Source organism: Microcoleus sp. BR0-C5, from assembly GCF_036705045.1.
GTDB lineage: Bacteria > Cyanobacteriota > Cyanobacteriia > Cyanobacteriales > Microcoleaceae > Microcoleus.
In genome coordinates, this window is record NZ_JAUBTR010000094.1 from 1 (window position 1) to 21,801 (window position 21,801).

Consider the following 21,801-nt stretch of genomic DNA (forward strand, 5'->3'; position numbering starts at 1 on the left):
GATTTTAAAGTCCCAAAAGCCTTTCGACCCCAATTATTTGACTGCTACCCCTTGACAGGTCAAGACAGTATCTACAAATCAAAACTCAAAACTCAAAACTATTTATTTATGGCTGTTTCCACTCAAGCTCCCCCTCCTCTTCCTCCCAGTTCTCCCTCGAAGGCTGAAACTGTTTCTCGCTGGTCGTCGTGGACAGGGCCACTGGCATTGCTCGGCCCTTCTGGCTTGTTGCTGCTTTTATTATTAGTCATACCAACTTTGGTGATTTTTCAGCTTAGTTTGGTGCCGAATATTAAGCCGGGAGATTTGGTGAATCCTTCGGGAATAGGCAATTACCTGCGAGTCTTTGAGCCGCTGAATTTGCAGGTGATGGGTCGATCGCTCTTTTTCGCAACGGGGACTACTATTCTGTGTTTGCTGCTGGGATTTCCCGTCGCTTACTGGATCGCACTCAATGTCTCGAAAAAGTGGCGGAATTTAACTTTGTTAGGCTTTGTGTTGCCGCTGTGGACTTCTTCGCTGTTGCGATCGTATGCTTGGATTACCATTCTGCGTCCTACGGGGGTTCTCAACTCGCTGCTGGCACTTGTAGGCATTCCTCCTCTGGAATTGCTTAATCAAAGTTCCGCAGTTTTAATCGGCATGGCTTACAGTTATTTGCCTTATATCGTGACAATTCTCTACGCTTCTTTGGAAAAGTTAGACCGCAGGTTGCTAGAAGCATCTCAGGATTTGGGCGCGAATCCAGTGGAAACTTTCTGGAAAGTGACAGTACCTCAGACGATGCCGGGAATTGCTGCGGGTTCTTTGCTAGTATTTATTAGCTGTTTGGGCGATTTTGTCGATCCAGAGTTGCTCGGTGGAGCTTCGAGCATGACGGCGGCTCGTTTAATTTACAATCAATTTTTGGGGGCGACTCAAAATTGGGGTCTGGGTTCGGCTCTGAGTATGGTATTAATCTTTGCAGTGAGTATCGGAATTGCCCTTTTGCTCAAATATGGCGATCGTAATGCAATTTAGGAGGGTGAAGGAAGAAGGAAGAAGGAAGAAGGAAGAAGGAAGAAAACAATCCTAACCTATTACCAATTACCAATTAATTACCAATTACCGATTACCGAGAAATGGAAAATACCCCCGAAAATCCACAGGAGGAAATACAACCCGATATGTACTTAAAACCTAAATTTAAGGTTTCTTGGCAGGTAATATTTGCCGTTGTGATGTTTTTTTATATGTACCTGCCTATCCTGGTACTCACCTTTTACAGCTTTAACAAATCGCGTTTTAGCGCAGGTTGGGAAGGATTTACTTTAGATTGGTACGTTAAATTATTTAGCGATACGCGGATTTTAATTGCCCTGAGAAACAGTTTAACAGTGGCTGTTTGTGCAGTTGCAATCTCGGCTGTACTCGGCACTTTGATGGCAGTTGGTTTAGCCCGCTACCGCTTTCCAGGTAAGAGTTTATATCAGGGAGTCTCCTACTTGCCGATTATTATTCCAGATATTGCTACCGCAGTTGCTACTCTGGTATTTTTAGCAGCGCTGGCTATTCCTCTGAGTTTGTGGACAATTGTCGCCGCTCACATTGTGTTTTGTCTGGCTTACATCGCCCTAGCTGTTTCTACTAGATTGGCCGATTTAAACCCGTATTTAGAAGAGGCTGCCTTGGATTTGGGTGCAACGCCTGTTGAAGCTTTTATTCAGGTTTTGCTACCTCAATTAATACCCGGAATTGTTTCGGGTTGTCTGCTGTCTTTTGTCCTCAGCATGGACGATTTTTTGATTGCGAGTTTTACCGCAGGTAGCGGGACTACAACTCTGCCGATGGAAATTTTTAGCCGGATTCGGACTGGGGTAAAACCGGATATTAATGCTCTCAGCGTGCTGTTGATAGTAGGTTCGGGAGGATTGGCGTTTTTAGCGGAATATTTGCGCGGCCGGGGCGAGCAAAAACGGACTCATTAGGATGTGGGCAGTTGGCAGTTGACAGTGGGCAGTTGGCAGTTGACAGTTGGCAGTTGACAGTTGGTTATTTGTGAGTTGTTACCAATGCCCAATGCCCCATGCCCCATGCCCAATGCCCCATGCCCCATGCCCCATGCCCCATGCTGCTACTTGGCTGGTAATTTCACCTTAGTAGCCAAACCTAGTGCTTCCAAGACTTGAATTGTCATCCAAGTGAAGTCAATTTCCCACCATTCCATGCCGTGACGCGCAGAGTATTGATAAGCATGGTGGTTGTTGTGCCAGCCTTCGCCATAAGTCAGGACAGCCACCCACCAACAGTTAGTAGAACTATCCTTTGTTTCGTGGGTGCGGTAGCCAAATTTGTGAGTGGCGCTGTTAACAAACCAGGTGCAGTGATACACGAAAACTAAGCGGACAAAAATTACCCAAACTACAAAAGGCCAGCCTGCTGCTAAGTAAAGCAAGACGCCAAAGGCGATTTGAATTGGCAGAAAGTAATTTTGCAAAAATTGATAAAACGGGTCGCTTGAAATGTCTTTTGTGCAGCGGGGAATTTCAGCGTGAGCTGGACCTTTATATAGCATCCAGCCGAGGTGACTCCACCAAAAACCCTTTTGGGCATTGTGAGGGTCGAGCGCATTTTGGTCAGAGTGGGTGTGGTGCAATCGGTGCAGCCCAACCCAATCAATTATTCCTCCTTGACAGGCAAGGGCTCCGCAAAATGCTAGAAAGTATTCTACGAATTTTGGTGTCTGAAAACTGCGGTGGGTGAGCATACGATGCCATCCGAGAGTTATTCCCAAACCGCCGGTTATCCAGTGCATAAATACTGTTAAACCAACTGCTGTCCAATTGAAGTTACTGGGTAGCAGTGCGAACAAAGCGCCGATATGAAGTCCTGCTAAACTAATAACGTGCTTCCAATTGTATTGGAGTTTTTCTTGCGTTGCAATTGTCATTCTCTTTTTGATTTCTGATGAGATGCCGAGCTAGATTCACGCATAATAGTTGGGATTGAGCAGTGAACTTTTTTGCTGCACACTTGCCCAAACTAATAAAGAATCAATGATAGATTTGGGATTAGGATTGAAAAAGATTTACGGTTGTATTTTGAAAATAAAAAATTTGGCTGCCAAACAAAATTTTTTGTTCCCAATTATATTATAACTCATTCTGGTTTTGGTTGGGTCGATCGCACCCGAAGACTCGATCAGTGTTCAACCCAACCTATACCGATCGCAAAAACAGGATGAGGCATTGGTCACGAGCCATTAGTCCAGAACTGATGACCGACAACCCATGACTCATTGCCCATGCTATTTTTCTGCTAATTTCACTTTGGTTGCCAAACCCAGCGATTGCAGCAATTGAATTGTCATCCAGGTGAAGTCGATTTCCCACCATTGAAGACCGTGGCGAGCCGAGTATTGAAAGGCGTGGTGGTTGTTGTGCCAGCCTTCGCCGTAGGTGAGCAGAGCCACCCACCAGCAGTTGGTAGATCGATCGCCCGACTCGTAGGTGCGGTAGCCGAATTTGTGGGTAGCGCTGTTAACCAGCCAAGTGCAGTGGAACACCACCACAATCCGCAGAAACACGCCCCAAACCACGAAAGACCAGCCGCCTAATAAATAAAGCAACACACCGAAGACAACTTGGATGGGTATAAAATATGCTTGGAGAAACTTGTATACTGGGTCGTCGCCGATGTCTTTAGTAAAGCGGGGGATTTCAACTCTGATCGGGAGATCCGAGAGCATCCAACCCATGTGGCTCCACCAGAAGCCTTGATTGGAATCGTGGGGATCTGTTTCGGTGTCGGAATGTATGTGGTGTAACCGGTGCATTCCTACCCAGTCGATCGGGCCACCTTCACAGGAAAGGGTACCGCAAATAACTAGAAAATACTCTAGCCATTTCGGTGTTTGAAAACTGCGGTGGGTGACGAGGCGGTGAAATCCCAGAGTAATTCCTAAACCACCTGTTACCCAATGCAGGAAGACTGCTAGCCCGACCGCAGACCAGCTAAAATTACCCGGCAGCAAGGCAAATAAAGCACCGATGTGCAGAAAGGCCATAAAGCCTACGACAGGCCAATCAGGAGAAGTTTTTTTGGAAGTTGCAATCGTCATGAATATATTATGTTTACAAACTAGGGGCCGCATCTACGCCATAATGAACAGCGCGCACGCAAAGGGTGAGCGAGGTATAGATGAATAGCGTTTCACGGCTACAGGAAGCAGAACAGGCACTCTTTCAGATTTTTTCTGGTATTGACACTACAGTCAAGCAAAATCTTCAACGAGTCTTAAAAGCTTTTCGCAGCCACCGGGTTGGAGTCCACCATTTTGCAGGGGTTACGGGTTACGGCCACGATGATTTGGGTCGAGAGACTTTGGACGGGTTATTTGCCGAAGTGGTAGGGGCAGAGGCCGCGGCTGTCCGGGTACAGTTTGTTTCAGGTACTCACGCGATCGCCTGTGCTCTTTTTGGCATCCTGCGTCCTGGTGACGAAATGTTGGCAGTGGCTGGTTCTCCCTACGATACTTTAGAAGAAGTGATCGGCTTGCGGGGGCAAGGTCAAGGTTCACTGCTTGAGTTTGGCATTAGTTACCGTCAGTTGCCTCTAACTCGCGAAGGAAGTTTGGATTGGCAGGCATTGAGCTCTACTATTTCAGCAAAGACTCGCCTGGTTTTTATCCAGCGCTCTTGCGGCTATTCTTGGCGGTCGAGTTTGTCTATTTCTGAGATTGAAAAAATCGTCGCCATAGTCAAACATCAGAATCCTAGCACAATTTGCTTTGTTGATAATTGTTACGGGGAGTTTGTTGATGATTGCGAACCTACTGCGGTGGGTGCGGATCTGATGGCTGGTTCTTTAATCAAAAATCCGGGGGGTACGATCGTCCCTGCTGGAGGCTACGTTGCCGGCAGGGCGGATCTAGTGGAGGCGGCAACTTGTCGCTTGACGGCGCCAGGAATTGGCAGCAGCGGCGGCGCAACTTTTGATTTGAATCGGTTGCTGTTTCAGGGTTTGTTTATGGCTCCTGGTTGTGTGGGGGAGGCGATGAAGGGCAATCATTTGACGGCTTATGTTTTTTATAAGTTGGGTTATCGAGTGAATCCTATGCCTTTGGCTAGAAGACGAGATGTGATTCAGGCGATCGAATTCGGTTCTGCTGATAAGTTAATTGCTTTTTGTCGCGCGGTTCAGCAAAATTCCCCCGTCGGTTCCTATTTAGATCCGGTGCCGGCTCCGATGCACGGGTATGAAAGTCAATTGGTGATGGCTGGGGGTACTTTTATTGATGGGAGTACGTCGGAGTTTTCGGCTGACGGGCCTCTGCGGGAGCCTTACGTGGCTTTTTGTCAGGGGGGAACTCATTGGACTCATATATCGATCGCCCTGGAGGATGCGATCGAGGCTGTGGGCCCGGCTAAGTCGTGAACATCTTGCAAAAATAATTAGGACGGGCAAGATGCCCATCCCAAAATTTGATGAAAAGGACTTTTGCAAGAGGTTTAGTGAAGATTTGACTAAGATCGATCGGCTAGATTTGTGACTAATCGGCCGTCTTCCATGTAGATAATTCGATCGGCAATATCGAGAATACGGTTGTCGTGCGTTACTAGCAAAATCGTGCAACCTTGTTCCTTTGCTAGTTTCTGCATGATTTCCACAACATCTCGCCCGGATTGTTTATCTAAAGCCGCCGTAGGTTCGTCCGCTAAAACTATTTTAGGGCGACTGACTAACGCGCGGGCGATCGCCACCCTTTGTTTCTGTCCTCCCGACAAATTTTCCGGATAATAATTCACCCGCTCCCCCAAACCAACAGCTTCCAACATTGCTATTGACAAAGCATCCATATTCTGATTTAGCATTTCTGTGTGCAGTTCCAAAGACATCCGCACATTTTGCTTAGCCGTCAAGAATGTCATCAAGTTATGTGCTTGAAAAATATAACCAATTTGCTTTCTCAGCTTAGTTAACTGAGTTTTGGTCGCTCCGCGTATTTCCTGCCCAAGAATATTGAGACTGCCTTCTTGAGCAGAACGCAGCCCGCCTAACATTGTCAATAAAGTTGTTTTGCCGGAACCAGAGGGCCCCGTCATAATGACTATTTCTCCGGGGTTGATATCGAGATTAATCTCAAATAAAGCTTGTTTTTTGAGGGAGCCTTGACCGAAGTAATGATTAAGGTTTTGGACTGAAATTACTGGCTTAGCTGTGATTGTTTTGTCGAAGTTTGCGGGAGAGTTTAGGGTTTGCATGATGATTTTTTTGTGATGTTTTTTAGCGCTTATTCTTTAAGCCTCGGAGGCGAACTTCGTTTGTGTAGGATAGGTTTCAACGGCCTAGTTTTATCAAAGGTTTTTTTACCCGGCTTTAGTATCACAGGCGAGACGCCCGTGCCACAATAGACGAGCAATTGCATAGATATTTGATTGATAAAGGAACCGCAGATAAAAGGCAGATGCAACCGACGATGCAACGCAGATAATTTCCTGATTGGAGAGTTTGGGAATGCAATAGGTCTAATTAATGCAGGTGTTTTGTTCGGTTCTAGAAAATGTCTGCCGGATCGGCCGATTGCAATTTGCGGAGGGCAAGTGCCCCAGAACCAGTACACATCACGATCGTCAAACCCAAGACAACAGTCGCTCGATTTGCCGTCATCGCAATTGGCAGCAATGTTGCAGATTGCGCTAAGGAATACAGCCCGTTAGCCAAAACAATTCCCGGCATAAAGCCCAAGACAGCTAATAGCAGAGCTTCCTGAACTAAGACTCCGACTAAATAGCGATCGCTATATCCCATTGCTTTTAAAGTCGCATATTCCGCTAAGTGATCGGAAACGTCCGAGTAAAGAATTTGGTAAACAATAATCAGACCAACAACGAATCCGATAATTGTACCGAATCCGAAAATAAAGCCGATCGGAGTAGCATTTGCCCAATAACCTTTTTCAATTTCTGCAAATTCTGCTAGGGTTAAAACTTTGACATCATCGGGCAATATAGCTTTGAGCATTGACTGGGTTTTTTTGATATCGGCATCGGGTTGTAGGTTGATTAAGCCGACATCAACTTGATCTGGTGTGCGATCGGGAAATAAGTTCATGAATGTAGAATCGCTGGCAATGACATTGCCGTCAGCCACGAAGGAAGTACCGAGAGTAAAGACTCCTCCTACTTGAACATTGCGTTTATTGAGTTCAGTTTCGAGGGTAGATTGTTTGTGAAAAATCTTGGCAATCTCGCCGTATTCAGGTCGAGAGGATTGGTCAAATAAGACATGATTAAACATTTGAATTTGAGGCAAATTTTGATTGACATCAGGCAGATTAAATGTTATGTTTCCGGGGTCGATGCCAAAAATTAAAATCGATCTAGTAGTGCGGGTTGTGGGATTTCGCCACTCTCCCATACCAATATATAAGGAAGTGACTGATTTTACTCCTTCCACTCCTTGTGCTTGGTAAAGTCGCTCTCGGTTGAAATCTTTTACCGCAGCAAAAGTTTCAAATTGAGGATTGATTAAAACTAAATCTGTCTGTAAACTTTGGTGCGGCTTAACGGCAGAATCGAATAGTGCATCTTGAAATCCCAGTTGCACAAAAATCAGAATATCTGCAAAGGCAATTCCTGCAATAGCAACAGCGAGGCGGGTTTTTTCTCTAGTTACTTGCAACCATGCAAGGGGTGTTTTGCGAAACATAAATTTTGGGAATTGGGAATTGGGAATTGGGAATTTAAGCTGTTACGCATCTAAATTGTATTTTTGGGCGGGCGGGAAGCCCACCCCACAAGAATTTCCTCGAATTTGATTGTCAAATTTAGATGCGCCTCAGCTTATTGTTGGTTATTTAAAGCTGTTTCTTCAAGTTTGCGTTGCCGCATTAGGAGAAATAAAGGCAAACCCAGGGAAACACCAACCAGTAAAGTGGCAATATAAATCCACAAGTTTTTCATTCTCAGACGCGAACCTTCGCTAAATACAAAAAACAAAAAAACCACGGCAGAGACGATTACATCCATACCAAAAAAGCCGGATATTTGATTTGCAAACAATTGTCCGAAGAAAGCGTTAATATTCAACCCTTTTTCTAAGAGAAACGGGACAAACTGGGAATAGGGTAAAGCAGTGCCCAGAATACAGAGAACTAAGTATGCAATTTGAAGCATTGGAAAACCTCCAGGTTGTTAATTTTAAATCGCTATATTTTCGAGTTTACTCAGCATTACTGAGCGCTTTAATATCAGATTGCATAATTAAGTTAATGTTGCGAGAAATCTTGTCAATTTCCCAATCCCACCACCTAATTTCTAATAGTTGTGCAACTTCAGCATCGCTGAAACGCTGTCTGATTGAACGTGCGGGGTTTCCACCGACAACGGTGTAAGGGGGAACATCTTTTACTACAACTGTTTTGGCAGCCACGATTGCACCGTCGCCGATTTTGACTCCCGGCATAATCACCGATTCATAGCCGATCCAAACATCATTTCCGATGACGGTATCGCCTTTACTTGGCAGTTCGATTAAGAGATTCATTGCAGTTTCCCAGCCGTTGCCAAAGGCAGGAAATGGATAGGTAGAAATGCCGTCTAGTTTGTGATTTGCACCGTTCATGATAAATTTGACGTTGGTGGCGATCGCACAAAATTTACCAATAATTAATTTGTCACTGCCGTAATTGTAAAGTACATTTTTCTCAAAGTTTTCTGGGTCGATTGGATCGTCATAATATGAGTAATCGCCGGCGATAATATTGGGGGATTTTATGAAGTTTTTGATAAAGCAAACCCTGCGCTGGTCGGCCATCGGATAAGGTCGGTTCGGATCGGGGCCAAATTCTGCCATAACTTTCAATCCTCCAAGGTTTTTAGTAAAGACTTTAGTTTTGTTTAATTGCTACTTGTACCTGCAAATTGGTCAATCCCGCAACTTGTTTGCTAGCTTCAGGATTAAGGTGAATTTTTACTTCCACTACTCGGCTGTCCAAGTTTTCTCCCGGTTGATTGCTAAACACATTTTGTTTGCTTACTTTTAACCCAATCTCTTTGACAGTTCCCTGCAACTCTCCTGAGAATGCTTGGCTAATAACCGCTGCTTTTTGTCCTAGCTTAATTTTGCTGATGTCGGTTTGATAAATTTCCGCAACGACTACCATTTGGTCAGTTTTTCCTAAGTCTGCAATGCCGTCATCGCTAATTTTTTCACCAGCGCGAGTATGAAGTTTCAGGATTTTTCCAGCATTGGGCGTGCGGATGGAAGCTTGATTTAACTCGGTTTGGGCGCGCTTCACTTGGGCGATCGCACTTTCGATCTCAGCTTCGGCTGCTTGCACATCTACGGGGCGCACTTCGGCTATTTTGTCAAGAGTTGATTTCGCTTCTTCTAGTTGTTCGATGCCAGTTTCTTGAATGCGTTTGAGTATTGCTTGAGCTTCATTAAGCTGCTGAATTGATGTACTGTTAATGCGAGTTAGGTTTGCTTCTGCTTCGTTAATTTGCTGTTTGGCTGTATTGTTAATGCGATCGAGGTTTGCTTGCGCTTCTTCAAGTTGCTGCTTTGCCGTATTATTAATTCGGCTGAGATTAGCTTGTGCTTCTTTAATTTGCTGGCTGCTTGTTTCTAATGCCAGCCGCTTAGTATCTCTTACGGATTTAGAAATTGCACCTTCACCCGCGAGTTGCTGATGTCGGAAATCTTCAGCTTTAGCATTATTAAACTCGGCTTGCAATTTGTCGATCGCTGCTATTTGTGCAGTTTTTTCTCCTTGCCATTGTGCCGCTATTCGGCTAATTGTTGCCTGTTGTGCTTTCCTCTCCCCTTGCCACTGGGCCGTGATTCGGCTGATAGTTGCCTGCTGTGCGCTTCTGTCGCCTTGCCATTGTGCTTGCAGGCGATCGACTGTTGCTTGTTGTGCAGCTTTGTTGCCTTGCAGTTCCGCTTCTAGCTTGCCAATTGTGGCAGATTGTGCAGCAAGTTCTCCCGACTTTGCACCAGCTTTTACTTGTGCTAAACGGGCTCTAGCAACTTTGACTTTCTCTTGAGTTTCATCTAAAACAGATTGCAGCCGATCGCGCGCATCCAAAATCGCGATTAGTTGTCCTGCTTTGACTCGATCGCCCTCTTTGACTAAAAGCTGGGAAATGCGATCGCCATCTAAACTCTGCGATACTCCCAAGCGAACCACTTCTCCTTGCGGTTCCAATCTTCCTAATGCCGTTATTTTCTTCGGTGGTGGTATTTCCGCACGCAAAGGTTCAGTATTTTTAGTCAACGGTGCAAACTGAGAAATCCCGTAAAAAGCTGTACCGCTGGTAATGATGCTGGCAGCAATTGCCATTCCGATTACTAATCTATTTTTAGGTTCTATCCAAGATTGAAAATTCATACTTGTCCTCTACTTGCAGCTATTTTTGTCTAAATAAGCGAGCAACATCTCTTTTAATAAAGTCCATTGTTCTGCAACAGATATTCTTTCACCTTGATAAAACCTTCTTACCAGCAAACCGTCACCATAACAGATGATAAATCTAGCGATTGCTGGATCGGAGATACCTAAGTAGCAACTGACTGCCTCTTCGTAACGCTTTCCCGATTCCTGAAGTGCTTGATTGCTGTCAATCTCTTGACGAGTTTTTTGTTGGCAAAACTCAAATGTCATTAACAGACTTTTCAGGATGTAATCTTCATTTTTGCTGAAGTAATCCATCAGTTTTTCAACTTTTTCTGCTAAAGTTGGCGGATTTCCCAGTTCGGCAATTGCTTCTTCTTTTGTATCTTCATAGCTCAAGTATTCAATTAACTGCTCGAACAAACTTTCTTTACTCGGGAAGTAGTGATAAAGGGTTCCTGTAGAAACTCCGATTTCTGACCCAATTTCCCGCATAGTTACTGATGAGTAACCTTTTTCGGCAAATATGTCAAAGCATTTGTTTAGTAGTTCTTTACGGTATCGATCGCGGTCAACTATTTTTGGCATGGGTGAATAGATTTTAGATTTTAGATTATCTAAAGTCTAAAATTTATTGGTCTGATAATTCTATATCGAACGTGCGATATAGTATCAATCACTACAAAATTGATTTTTTTGGGTCAGCGGGCAGGATTGATATATATCGAACAGTCGTTATATTTAATAGAACACAGAGTCGTAGAGTTTGTCAAGGGGTGGGCGAGAAATTTTGGTTGATCGCCCTGCAAGAAATGAGACAAAATGGTAGAAGCCAACATCCATCCGCGTTCATCTGCGGTTAAAAATCTCAAATTAATATTAAAGAAGCGATCGCAGTGAGATAATTTATGAGAGTACGAACCTACGAAATCGGTGATACCCAACAAATTGTACAACTGTTTTACGACACCATACACGAAGTAAACATCCGCGATTACACACAAGCACAAGTAGATGCTTGGGCGCCAGCAGATATGGATATCGAAAGTTGGACTAAAAGTTTAAGCAGTAAATTTACTTTCGTAGCAGAAGAGGGTGATAAAATTGCAGGTTTTGGGGAATTAGAAGCAAGCGGCCATATCGATTGCTTTTTCTGTCATCAACATTTTCAAAGGCAAGGAGTCGGCTGGCTAATTTTAAAACAAATTGAGTCAAAAGCCCAAGACTTAGGAATTAACAAGTTATTTGCCGAAGCCAGCATTACAGCGCGACCTTTTTTTGAAAGCCAGGGATTTATTGTGATTAGAAAACAAGAAGTAGAATGCAGAGGACAAAAATTAATCAACTTTGTCATGGAAAAAAATATATAAACAACGAGTTGTGTAAAATTAGATCGAAGAGTTTTACTCAGGAGTTGCGATGGTGACGGAAGCTACAAATGTGCTGGGCGGAAAGTTAGAGATTTGCTGCACGTCGCCCATGACGGGCTATTATCGGGACGGCAAATGCAATACAGGTGGTGGCGACTTTGGGGCTCACACTGTTTGTGCTCAACTGACAGAAGAGTTTTTGCAATTCACTAAGTCGAATGGAAATGATTTGAGCACTCCGGTTCCCGAATTTAATTTCCCCGGTTTGAAGCCTGGGGATTGCTGGTGTTTGTGCGCTTCTCGCTGGAAGGAAGCAATGGATGCGGGATGTGCGCCCCTTGTGGTTTTGGGTGCGACTCACGCCCTGACTTTGGAATACGTTTCTTTGGATGAATTGAAGCAGCACGCTGCTGATTTGTAGGAAGGGAGGTGCGATCGCTTTTAGTCAATAAGGGCGATCAGGTTTTTCTCAGGAATAGCAAATTTATCCTTCGTAACATAAATATTTAAGTGCGATCGAACGTCACTGTAAAGTTTTATGGTTGAGCTTGTGGTTCCCACTTACAGATAGACTCTGGTTTGAGTGGGCAAGTTTTGGGGGCGATCGGATTTCCGCTGAGTTGTAACCAAGTCAGGTTAGTTAAGGATTGCAATGGTTTGATGTCATTGATGTGATTGTTTTCGAGATTGATCGCAGCCAGTTTAGTCAAAGATAGCAATGGTTTGATGTCGCTGATTTTATTATTGTTGAGGTCTAACCAAGTCAGGTTAGTCAAGGATGCTAGCGGTTTGATGTCACTAATTTGATTGTTGCTGATGTCTAACCAAGTCAGGTTAGTCCAAGATGCCAGCGGTTTGATGTCGCTGATTTGATTGTTGTTGAGTTGGAGAGTAGTCAGGTTAGTCAAGGATGCTAGCGGTGTGATGTCGCTGATTTGATTGTTGCCGACGGATAGTGTAATCAGGTTAGGCAAAGATGCTAGCGGTTTGATGTCACTGATTTGATTGTTACTAATGTGGAGTGTAATCAGGTTAGTCAAAGATTCTAAAGGTTTGATGTCGCTGATTTGATTACCCCAGAGGAAGAGTGCGGTGAGACTCGAAAGTTTCTGATTAGCCGCATCGCACTCAGTAGTTTCTGCTTCCTTCAACAGCACCTCAACTGTATGTTTAGCTTCTGGAGTCAAAGAATCTTTTTCGCGACACCATTCAGCAAATGTTTTGTTTCCCGATCGCACTTCTGCTGCTTTCGCCGACACTCCATTTCCAGATAATGCTAGAAGCACACAACAAGTAAGTGCGATCGACTTTGGTAACTTCATGTGTTTCTGTGCAACTATAAGTGTCATAATCTTGTACCTCTAATTTCCTAAGTGGTAAAATTTTATTCTAGGTAGTGGTTTCCACTTACAGATAGACTCTGGTTTGAGCGGGCAAGTTTTGGGAGCGATCGGATTTCCGCTGAGGTAGAGAGCGGTCAGTTTAGTCAAAGATTCGAGCGGTTTGATGTCGCCCAGAAGATTTTTTTCGAGGCTGAGCGAAGTCAGGTTAGTCAAGGATTGTAGCGGTTTGATGTCGCTGATTTGATTGTTGATGAGGAGGAGAAAAGTCAGGTTATTCAAGGATTCTAGCGGTTTGATGTCGCTGATTTGATTGTCGCTAAGGCCGAGATGTGTCAGGTTAGTCAAGGATTGTAGCGGTTTGATGTCGCTGATTCGATTGTTGTGGAGGAAGAGATTGGTCAGGTTAGTCAAGGATTCTAGCGGTTTGATGTCGCTGATTCGATTGTTGTCGAGGAAGAGCGCAGTCAGGTTAGTCAAGGATTGTAGCGGTTTGATGTCGCTGATTTGATTGTCGATGAGGACGAGAAAATTCAGGTTAGTCAAGGATTGTAGCGGTTTGATGTCGCTGATTTGATTGTCGATGAGGACGAGCCAATTCAGGTTAGTCAAGGATTGTAGCGGTTTGATTTCGCTGATGTTATTGTTTCGGAGGTCGAGGTGTGCGAGACTCGAAAGTTTCAGATTAGCCGCATCGCACTCAGTAGTTTCAGCTTTCTGCAACAGCACCTCAACAGTATGTTTAGCTTCAGGACTCAAATCAGCTTTTTGGCGACACCAATCGGCAAATGTTCGTCTACTGTTTCCCGATCGCGGATCGGCGGCTTTCGCAGATAGTCCACTTCCAGATAATGCTAGGACGATCGCACAACAAGTAACTACGATCGACTTTTGTAAATTCATCTGTTTCTGTGCAACCATAAGTGTCATAATCTTGTCCCTCTAATTTTCAGCAACTGTATACAACAAGGACACGGCAATGCCATGCCCCTACAAAATACCTATTACTCTGGCAACTTATACTGTCCCACAATCCGCTTAGCATACTCCGGCACATGAGCCTCTAATTTCTCAGGATAATTCCGCTTCACGTACAGATAATTGCGAGTAAAATGAGAATCAATTGAAAACCGAGCATATTCCAAACCCTTCGGCCCAATTCTCTCAATAAAAACTCCCATTAACTTCGCCGCCCACATTGGCAAAGTCACCCCTTTTTCATAAGCCGGAATACTTTGCTGAACGGCTTCTTTTCGGTTTCCCTGAGACATCACCGGCTGAGTATTTAGCTGATCCGTTACCAAATCTAACATCTCTTGGCCGGTGTCATTTCGCACTACAATCCACTGCCAGCCAAAAGGTGCGCCCATGTAGCCCACAACTAAATCTGCTAAAGAATTGACATAATCAAAACAGCTCAAACAAGAAGGAGCGAAAACATCTTTCAACTCCTTAGTATTCAATCCAAAAAACGGCACTTTTTCTTCCGAACCATCTTCGTGTTTGAAGTGAACGTTAAAATCTTGCATAAACTCGTAAGATACAACGGTTTCGGGAGAACGGCTAGTCGTATCTAGGAATTTTTGCAAGCCTGCACGGCTGACATTATCCACGCAAGGAGTTCCCAAAACGTAGAGCTTTTCTAAACCGAGTTTTTTCTCGACTGTTCGCAAGGCTTGAATTTGACAGCCGACGCCAATTACTAACAGCCGCTTCATCCCAGATTTTTCGATTTGTTCTAATACTGAAAGATTGGGAGAGAGAGTTGGTTTGTTGACTTTTGCTGCCAGAATTTCTTCGCGATTTCTCGCAATAATCGGCATCGGCTGAAAGCGGTCTTCCTTAGTATTTTGTACGCAAACAACGCCTTCTACAATTCCTTTTTCGAGCATTTCAATGGCAATTGTGCTGACGATTCCCGTCCACTGAGCGCCCTCGATCGGCTCTTTTTTCTTAGCCGCCATCATGTTTTGACTGACTCCGAAATACCAATCGTCGGGATTGTCGAGATTGCGCGATCGCCCGTGAATCTCTTCTTCTAATTCCGCGATATGCTGTGTTAAGAAAGCACAAGATTCCTTGACATAATGGATGTAATATGTATCGCACAAACCGCACTCGCTGCAAAGTTCTTTAGCGGGGCGGCGGCTACCCGGTTTGAGGGCTTTGGATTTTTGGTGTTTAGTAGAATCTGTTGCGGTCATCTAAATTGCTAATTTTATCGAGATATGGCTTTTGTTAGGATATCACAGCAATTTCCGTTGATTTACCTCCTTTATTCTTTCTTTTAGTCCTCGCAGGCGGACGCAAGCTTGTACGGGAGCAAATTCGGTTCGCCCGAAATTGGCGGTTTTCAAAGCTTAAAAAATATTAGTCAGGACTTACCTAGGTTGCGCTAGAAACCCGGTTTCTTGCTGAATACCTCACTGTTAAGCCTAAAATTTAGGGTAAAAACCGGGTTTCTTTGTGTAGTTTTGGTAAAAAAAATCCGGTTTCAAAGAATCGCACTGCCTCCCGGAGTGTTTGTGTAAGTCCTATTAGTATCAATCCGGATCTAGCGGGCGATCGCACGAATACATTGCCAAATAAAGCTATAAAAAAATGGTAAAAATGTTTGTGACAACAGCCGTCGCTGGCATCATGATGAATCTAGCAATTTCGAGCTTAGGATTTGCTGCTTTAGTTCGCCCTGTTCCCGCTATGAATCAAACTGTTGTGACTCTAGAAAGAATGCTCAGCGCGACACAAAAGCCAGCGGCGCTGAACTATTCGAGCCTGGGGATTGGCGGCGTTCGGTTGGGGATGTCTGTAGAAGAGGCAAAACGTAAGTTGGGAAAACCGCAGCGCGACGAAACTAAATCTGCTGGATCTGGGCTCGGTGGCAAGATTCGCACGCTAACCTACTCAGGATTGACGGTAGCCGCATGGGAGGGAAAAGTTTATTTAATTTCTACTAGCAATCCTAAGTTTCTGACAATTGATGGTGTGAAGCTAGGAGATAACAGCCAAAAAGTCATTAAAACTTACGGTTACGGGTCGCAATCTGTGCAGGGTGCAGTGACTCGGTTGACTTACAGCAATGACCAAAAGGCTTCTAATTTGATTATGGAAATTAAGGGCGATCGCGTACAAAAAATTATTGTGAGCACGCAGCTAAACTGAAATATTAAACAACTGTGCAAAAGTCCGGGTTCACAAGTTTGTAGTAATGACTTTATTCCTTATTTATGAGGATTTTTAGCCTTTCTGTGAGTTTACGGGAGGGCTTTTTCCTGATGTGCGTGAAGCGTAGCTATCCCGTAGGGAATCGCCCGCGTCTCCTTAATCCTCTTCATCATCATCCGACAATTTTGCCCTTTCCTCAGCAACTAGCGTCTGAAAATCCTCTCCGCAGTGAACGTTCAGATGAATTGCAGAGAGGAAGGAACTCTGCGAGAATTTCACCTTTTTGTCGATCGCTCAAATCAGGTAACTGAAGCTGATGGATTAAAGTAATCACATTTTTACACTCAGTACCCCATTCATCTATTAACGTTCTCAGCGTAGAATTTGTTACAGCAATTGTCCGATCGCTAACTTCCATCTTTACTTATCCAATTCTCAGTCCGCTAGGAGTGGACGAAAGTTTGTTCGCGGTTTCAACCGGCGAGGGAGCTCGGATTTGGGATCACACCCATAAAAAAAGTAGAGGTGCGATCGATCGCATCTCTACAATAATTCTAAATAAGGTGCACATTGTGCACCCTACCAATTAGCGGTTCTGGGGAACAGGAGCACTCGGTGCTCCAGAAAAAGTCGCCTCACCAGTCTTAGCCCGCTTTTTGATCAAGATTGGCTTGACGCTGTTTTCTCCACCAATCGGGGGATCTTCTTGTTGAGCGTAATCCGCGCCCATCCAAGCAGGACGGCTTTGATCGAAAGCCATTTGCAAAGCAGCAGCGGCGATCGCGTGGGAGTCGTACTCCTCGGATAACTGAGACACCAGAGGCAAGAAAGATGCCATCCGTTCGCCAGCCAAAGCTTCACGAACTTTACCCTGCATCTTTTCCAACTGACGAGCTTCAATTTGCGCCCGTGTCGGAATGTTTCGCACCGTCAAGCTCGATCGCACGTGGCGTTCAATCAAGCGCAGTTTGCGGCGATCGACCGGTTGAATCAGCGTAATCGCCGTTCCTTCGCGACCAGCCCGGCCCGTGCGTCCGATCCGGTGAACGTAACTTTCCACACTGTCGGGCAAATCGTAGTTAATCACGTGAGTCAAGTGATCCACGTCCAAACCCCGCGCCGCAATATCAGTCGCCACTACCCAGCGCACCTGACATTGGCGGAACCGATGCAGCAAACGTTCCCGTTGTGCCTGATTCAAATTACCGTGATACTCATCAACGCTGTGACCTGCTGCTTGCAGTTGGCTCGTGAGTTCTGCCGCCGACTGCCGAGTCCGCACAAAAATCAGTGCAGATTCCGGGTCTTCCATTTCTAAAATTGGCTGTAGGGCTCTTGCCTTCGACCAGCCGCGGGGAATCATGTACACGCCTTGGCTGATGCGCTTCGGCGTTGCTTTTGGCTGTTCTACGGTGACGTTGACTGGGTTACGCAAATGCCGCGCCACCAATTTCCGAATGGAAGCTTCCATCGTCGCCGAGAAAAATGCCGTTTGACGTTCTTTTGGTGCAGCATCCAAGATTTTTTCCACATCTTGGATAAAGCCCATGCTCAGCATTTCGTCAGCTTCATCCAAAACCAGCCATTGTACCTTGTCTAGTTTCAGGCTGCCGCGGCTGAGCATATCCAATATGCGTCCGGGTGTACCGACAACGATGTGAACGCCGCGCTTCAAACGCTGCATTTGACGATCGATCGATTGACCGCCGTACACTGTCAGAACTTGCAGAGAGCGACCAACTTTTACCGGGCCGTCGCTGCTGATGCCGCTCAAATCACGGATGGCTTCAGTTACTTGCATCGCCAATTCGCGAGTCGGCGTCAGCACCAGTGCTTGCACCGCAGTTACATCTAAATCAATCCGCTCCAAGATGGGCAACGAGAATGCTGCCGTTTTGCCTGTCCCTGTTTGGGCTTGACCCACAACGTCGCGACCTGCTAACAGGTGCGGAATTGCTTGTACTTGGATGGGAGTAGGTTCTGTAAAGCCTAGTGTTTCCAGATGGAGAACGAGTTCTTCCGAAAGACCTAAGCCTTCAAACAATAAATTCATTAATGCTCCTAATAACGAGTCTTAGCCTTCTAAGTTGCCCAACTCGGATGCGGATTTCTGCTCGGCGGCAGGAACTCATAAGAGTTCTTTATGGTGCTGCGCCTGCGCGCACCTTCTTAAATAGCAATCGAGTATAGGGCAGCTCCGTCGATGGTGACTAAATTTACCAATTCGACAGCCGTCTTTGATTTTGTGACATCACCGATACCAACCGCCAGGGGTCGGGTTATAGGCTTCCAACATTCTTAAAACAGGACATTGGACTTCCTTTGAGGTACTTGCAAGCTTTCCCTCTTAGGCATTTTATAGTGAGGATCATGACCAGCCCCACTTCACTACATAGTAGTAACAGGTTTATTGGTTCAGGCGCTATCCCGCAATCCGTCGCCTGCGGGATTGAGCAGGGGATGCAGCGACCGTTACCGCCTATCCATCTCAACACTCTTTCGGGATACCGTTGTGGTGTAGGGCGGACGGCGAAGCAATCTCAAATTCTCCCCGCTTATTTCTGGCTTGTTACTATCATAACTCTTTACATTCAGAAACAAAACATTAAATTCGTTAAAATTTTCCGATCGTTCTGTAGAGATAACCGCACCCCGAGGGGGAGCGTCGATTGCAGCCAGAGGCTAATAAAGGTTTATAACCCCTTTGCTAGATATCTTTGCACAATATTGTACAAACCGTTACTTTTGCTGCACAATCCGCTAATCATTTTTGGCCGATGTCTGGTTTTTGTTCGCCACACCGTCTCAGGCGACAGTTCCAGCAACACTTACACTTGACCCCGCCCAGCACCGGATACAGTGCCACGTCAACTCAGGAGGGTCGATCCCACAATTTTAGACAAAAGATCGAGCTCCCAGATGAGTCTGTGCAGTCAATCTAAAATCTAAAATCTAAAATCTAAAATCGACTTGACCGTAGAGGTCGTAGACATCTGCACCAGTAATTTTCACAGATACGATCGATCCCAGTCGCGCTTCTCCTGTCACATAGACGAGTCCATCTACTTCTGGGGAAAATCGAGCGGATCTACCAATCAACTCACCTGTCTCTGGTTGTTCTTGTTCTATCAGGACATCAACTACCTGACCGACAGACTCTTGATTCTTCTTCAATGATATAGGTTGTTGTGCCGCCATTACCGAATTGCGCCGCATTTCCATTATTTCTGCAGGTATTTGCTGGGGCAAGCTGAAGGCTGGGGTTCCTTCTTCTGGCGAAAATACAAAAACTCCTACGTGATCAAATTCGTGGCGCTTGACAAATTCCAGCAAGTGTGCTGCGTGTTCGTCGGTTTCGCCGGGGAAGCCGACAATAAAAGTTGTTCGCATCACAGCGCCCGGAAGTGCTGCTTTGAGTCGATCGACTATGGCATCATTGATCCCAGCTTGAAAAGGCCGATTCATCGCCCGCAGAATTTCCGGGTGCGAGTGTTGCAGGGGTAAATCCAAATACGGCAAAACGTTGGGCGTTTCGCGGATGGCTGCGACAACTTGCGGAGTCAAACCTGTAGGATAGGCGTAGTGCATCCGAATCCAAGGCACATCTACTTCACCCAAAGCGCGCAGTAGTTCGGCTAGTTTCGGTTCGCCATAAATATCTTTGCCGTAGTTGGTGGTAATTTGAGAAATTAAGATAATTTCCTTTACCCCTTCGGATGCTAATTGCTTAGCTTCGGCGACGATAGATTCGATCGTGCGCGATCGTTGATTTCCGCGCAAGTGCGGGATAATGCAAAATGCACAGCGGTAGTCGCAACCTTCTGCTATTCGCAGATAAGCGACACCTTCCGATGTCGTGCGGTAGCGGGGAGTAGTTTCGTCAGCGATGTAAGTAGGTTCTGAGGAGACGAGGGAAACTCGATCGCCCTTTTCCACCTGCTGCATAACATCGACGATTTTATGATAGTCGCCCGTGCCGACAATTGCGACAGCTTCCGGCAATTCGTCCAGCAATTCCTGCTGAAAATGCTGTGCCATGCAGCCGGTGATGACTACTTTTTTATTAGCTTCTGCCAATTCTACCAAGGTGCGGACTGACTCTTCTCGCGCCGCTTGGATAAAACTGCAAGTATTGACGACGACGTAATCGGCTAATTCTTCATTAGAATCGACTTGATAGCCCGCTTGAGCCAGCAAGCCGATCATGTGTTCGGTATCGATGCGATTTTTTTCGCAGCCGAGGTGAGTAAATGCGATCGTTGGCTTCGTTGCCATGCAGTAATAGTTAGTGTTGCGCTATTTTTGAGAACGTTTTATGATATCACACCATTTAAAAAATTGCAAGTTATCCTTCTTAGTTGCACCAATTCCCAATTCATCACTAGACTGTCAACACTCAACCATCATTGCCGTGCAACCCGAATTTATATTACTTGTTGTTGCACCGTTGTACCCGATCGACCTTGTAAGACATTTTGCAGCATACTCTCAAAAAAAGTATCCAGAGAAATTCCCGCTGCTTGGGCCATCGCCGCAAGCACACTTTTTTGGGCAAAAGAACAGTACAGCCCCGCTTCCAAGAACCAAGGTTGTCCATCAGGAAACATTCTCAAGAAGCTATTTCTTTTTCCCTATCTTTTTGTTGCAGTTGTAAGTTATTCATTTTTTTCTTGTCTCAATCAAGTATTGCATATAATTGTATCAGAGTCTAGATAATGATTTAGAATTGGTATATTAGGATGCAATTTTATCAAGTTCGTCGAGAATATTGCTATCTATATCAATGTCAAATTTCCGAGCGAAGTGAGCAGACGATGCAAGCAAATTTGGCAAATCTTCCATAAGCAATGTCTTTGGATGAGGGCCTCCGCTTGACCAATCAATATAGCGACGACGGTTGTTTTGGAGCTTGAGATGAGATGCATTAGCAAGTACAGTTTGAAAATATGACTCATCTGTATATCTAAGCTTACTGTAGTAGAAGGTTAATGCATTTCTCTTACTGTGAAAATCGATAATATACTTAGCAGCTTTTTTATTAGCACAAAACCATTGACTTCCACTAAAGCAAGCAAGCTTTTTGGAAAAAGGAAGGAAAGGTTTTGTTAATAAAGCATGTTCTAGGCATATTTCTATATTCAGTTGAGCAAAGTATTTTTTAGAAAAATGAAAAGAAAACGATTTCGTACAGTATCGTTTATAGGAATTTTTTAGCCATAACATATTTGGTTTTAAATCATCTTTATAAGTCTCATAAGTGATTGGCTCATACTCAATATAAGCATCATATAGATTGGAACCCAGATCATCCAATATTTGCCTTGCAGTTTTAATTGGATAGTCGGCTCCACTGAGTATTACAAACCAGTCCGGTGGTCCGGGAACCTCGTACATTAATCGAAGTGCTTGTACAGTAGCTTCTACTATAGTAAAACCTGCCCACTCTGTCTTTATATGAGGACGTACTAATAACAATACTCCGGACAGTTTTTAAGCAGCCAGAGTACCATAAGACAAGACTGAAGGAAGGTTAGGGTGATTTAAAATC

22 protein-coding genes are annotated in these 21,801 nt (G+C 44.9%); 6 read left to right on the top strand and 16 right to left on the bottom strand.

Going from position 1 to position 21,801, the window contains the following annotated elements; genetic code table 11:
• The first annotated feature begins 108 nt into the window (after nucleotides 1–108).
• Both QUB08_RS28270 and QUB08_RS28275 read left to right on the top strand, forming a co-directional pair.
• Nucleotides 109–1,020: an ABC transporter permease gene (locus QUB08_RS28270; protein WP_333229172.1), complete on the top strand. Its 912-nt coding sequence runs from the start codon at nucleotides 109–111 to the stop codon at nucleotides 1,018–1,020.
• A gap of 101 nt (nucleotides 1,021–1,121) precedes the next feature.
• Complete coding sequence (locus QUB08_RS28275; RefSeq protein WP_333229142.1) at nucleotides 1,122–1,967, top strand: ABC transporter permease; 846 nt, start codon at nucleotides 1,122–1,124, stop codon at nucleotides 1,965–1,967.
• Between the two features lie 146 nt (nucleotides 1,968–2,113).
• On the opposite strand, the gene QUB08_RS28280 is transcribed toward QUB08_RS28275, so the two are convergent.
• Together QUB08_RS28280 and QUB08_RS28285 are read right to left on the bottom strand one after the other, a co-directional pair.
• Nucleotides 2,114–2,929, bottom strand: coding sequence for a fatty acid desaturase (locus tag QUB08_RS28280; protein ID WP_333151528.1), 816 nt, complete (start codon nucleotides 2,927–2,929; stop codon nucleotides 2,114–2,116).
• A 357-nt stretch (nucleotides 2,930–3,286) separates the two neighbouring features.
• A complete protein-coding gene (locus QUB08_RS28285; RefSeq protein WP_333142557.1) occupies nucleotides 3,287–4,099 on the bottom strand; it encodes an acyl-CoA desaturase in 813 nt (270 codons plus the stop codon).
• 80 nt (nucleotides 4,100–4,179) lie between these two features.
• Between QUB08_RS28285 and QUB08_RS28290 the strand changes: the two genes are divergently transcribed.
• A complete protein-coding gene (locus tag QUB08_RS28290; protein ID WP_333229144.1) occupies nucleotides 4,180–5,415 on the top strand; it encodes an aminotransferase class I/II-fold pyridoxal phosphate-dependent enzyme in 1,236 nt (411 codons plus the stop codon).
• 89 nt (nucleotides 5,416–5,504) lie between these two features.
• On the opposite strand, the gene QUB08_RS28295 is transcribed toward QUB08_RS28290, so the two are convergent.
• From QUB08_RS28295 to QUB08_RS28320, 6 genes are all read right to left on the bottom strand, one after another.
• The gene (locus tag QUB08_RS28295; RefSeq protein ID WP_333229146.1) at nucleotides 5,505–6,242 is read right to left on the bottom strand and encodes a DevA family ABC transporter ATP-binding protein; all 738 of its coding nucleotides are present in this window, start codon (nucleotides 6,240–6,242) and stop codon (nucleotides 5,505–5,507) included.
• Nucleotides 6,243–6,534: 292 nt separating this feature from the next.
• Entirely contained in the window at nucleotides 6,535–7,689 is a 1,155-nt protein-coding gene (gene devC, locus QUB08_RS28300; RefSeq protein WP_333229148.1) for an ABC transporter permease DevC, read from the bottom strand.
• 134 nt (nucleotides 7,690–7,823) lie between these two features.
• On the bottom strand, nucleotides 7,824–8,156 hold the full coding sequence (locus tag QUB08_RS28305) for a DUF2834 domain-containing protein (protein ID WP_333210506.1): 333 nt from the start codon (nucleotides 8,154–8,156) through the stop codon (nucleotides 7,824–7,826).
• A gap of 46 nt (nucleotides 8,157–8,202) precedes the next feature.
• Nucleotides 8,203–8,835: a Vat family streptogramin A O-acetyltransferase gene (locus QUB08_RS28310; protein WP_333229150.1), complete on the bottom strand. Its 633-nt coding sequence runs from the start codon at nucleotides 8,833–8,835 to the stop codon at nucleotides 8,203–8,205.
• Between the two features lie 34 nt (nucleotides 8,836–8,869).
• Nucleotides 8,870–10,375 (bottom strand): HlyD family efflux transporter periplasmic adaptor subunit, encoded by a 1,506-nt coding sequence (locus tag QUB08_RS28315; RefSeq protein WP_333229152.1) that lies wholly within the window; start codon nucleotides 10,373–10,375, stop codon nucleotides 8,870–8,872.
• A gap of 9 nt (nucleotides 10,376–10,384) precedes the next feature.
• Complete coding sequence (locus QUB08_RS28320; RefSeq protein ID WP_333210500.1) at nucleotides 10,385–10,966, bottom strand: TetR/AcrR family transcriptional regulator; 582 nt, start codon at nucleotides 10,964–10,966, stop codon at nucleotides 10,385–10,387.
• A 320-nt stretch (nucleotides 10,967–11,286) separates the two neighbouring features.
• On the opposite strand from QUB08_RS28320, the gene QUB08_RS28325 reads away from it, so the two are divergent.
• Nucleotides 11,287–11,748 carry a GNAT family N-acetyltransferase gene (locus QUB08_RS28325; RefSeq protein WP_333229154.1) on the top strand — a complete coding sequence of 154 codons (462 nt, stop codon included), beginning with the start codon at nucleotides 11,287–11,289 and terminating at the stop codon, nucleotides 11,746–11,748.
• Nucleotides 11,749–11,797: 49 nt separating this feature from the next.
• Complete coding sequence (locus QUB08_RS28330) at nucleotides 11,798–12,169, top strand: DUF2237 domain-containing protein (protein ID WP_333151543.1); 372 nt, start codon at nucleotides 11,798–11,800, stop codon at nucleotides 12,167–12,169.
• Nucleotides 12,170–12,284: 115 nt separating this feature from the next.
• Here QUB08_RS28330 and QUB08_RS28335 read toward each other — a convergent pair whose 3' ends face one another.
• From QUB08_RS28335 to QUB08_RS28345, 3 genes are all read right to left on the bottom strand, one after another.
• A complete protein-coding gene (locus QUB08_RS28335; RefSeq protein ID WP_333229156.1) occupies nucleotides 12,285–13,097 on the bottom strand; it encodes a leucine-rich repeat domain-containing protein in 813 nt (270 codons plus the stop codon).
• Nucleotides 13,098–13,109: 12 nt separating this feature from the next.
• Nucleotides 13,110–14,018: a leucine-rich repeat domain-containing protein gene (locus QUB08_RS28340; RefSeq protein WP_333229158.1), complete on the bottom strand. Its 909-nt coding sequence runs from the start codon at nucleotides 14,016–14,018 to the stop codon at nucleotides 13,110–13,112.
• A gap of 74 nt (nucleotides 14,019–14,092) precedes the next feature.
• Nucleotides 14,093–15,292 carry a Coenzyme F420 hydrogenase/dehydrogenase, beta subunit C-terminal domain gene (locus QUB08_RS28345; RefSeq protein WP_333229159.1) on the bottom strand — a complete coding sequence of 400 codons (1,200 nt, stop codon included), beginning with the start codon at nucleotides 15,290–15,292 and terminating at the stop codon, nucleotides 14,093–14,095.
• 412 nt (nucleotides 15,293–15,704) lie between these two features.
• Between QUB08_RS28345 and QUB08_RS28350 the strand changes: the two genes are divergently transcribed.
• Nucleotides 15,705–16,250: a hypothetical protein gene (locus QUB08_RS28350; protein ID WP_333229161.1), complete on the top strand. Its 546-nt coding sequence runs from the start codon at nucleotides 15,705–15,707 to the stop codon at nucleotides 16,248–16,250.
• 199 nt (nucleotides 16,251–16,449) lie between these two features.
• On the opposite strand, the gene QUB08_RS28355 is transcribed toward QUB08_RS28350, so the two are convergent.
• From QUB08_RS28355 to QUB08_RS28375, 5 genes are all read right to left on the bottom strand, one after another.
• Complete coding sequence (locus QUB08_RS28355; RefSeq protein WP_333229164.1) at nucleotides 16,450–16,671, bottom strand: hypothetical protein; 222 nt, start codon at nucleotides 16,669–16,671, stop codon at nucleotides 16,450–16,452.
• Between the two features lie 168 nt (nucleotides 16,672–16,839).
• A complete protein-coding gene (locus tag QUB08_RS28360) occupies nucleotides 16,840–18,306 on the bottom strand; it encodes a DEAD/DEAH box helicase (protein WP_333229166.1) in 1,467 nt (488 codons plus the stop codon).
• Nucleotides 18,307–19,205: 899 nt separating this feature from the next.
• Nucleotides 19,206–20,528, bottom strand: a complete 1,323-nt coding sequence (gene rimO, locus QUB08_RS28365) for a 30S ribosomal protein S12 methylthiotransferase RimO (protein WP_333169886.1) — start codon at nucleotides 20,526–20,528, stop codon at nucleotides 19,206–19,208.
• A 149-nt stretch (nucleotides 20,529–20,677) separates the two neighbouring features.
• Nucleotides 20,678–20,860: a hypothetical protein gene (locus tag QUB08_RS28370; protein WP_333229168.1), complete on the bottom strand. Its 183-nt coding sequence runs from the start codon at nucleotides 20,858–20,860 to the stop codon at nucleotides 20,678–20,680.
• A gap of 127 nt (nucleotides 20,861–20,987) precedes the next feature.
• Complete coding sequence (locus tag QUB08_RS28375) at nucleotides 20,988–21,728, bottom strand: beta-1,6-N-acetylglucosaminyltransferase (RefSeq protein WP_333229170.1); 741 nt, start codon at nucleotides 21,726–21,728, stop codon at nucleotides 20,988–20,990.
• Nucleotides 21,729–21,801: the final 73 nt, after the last annotated feature.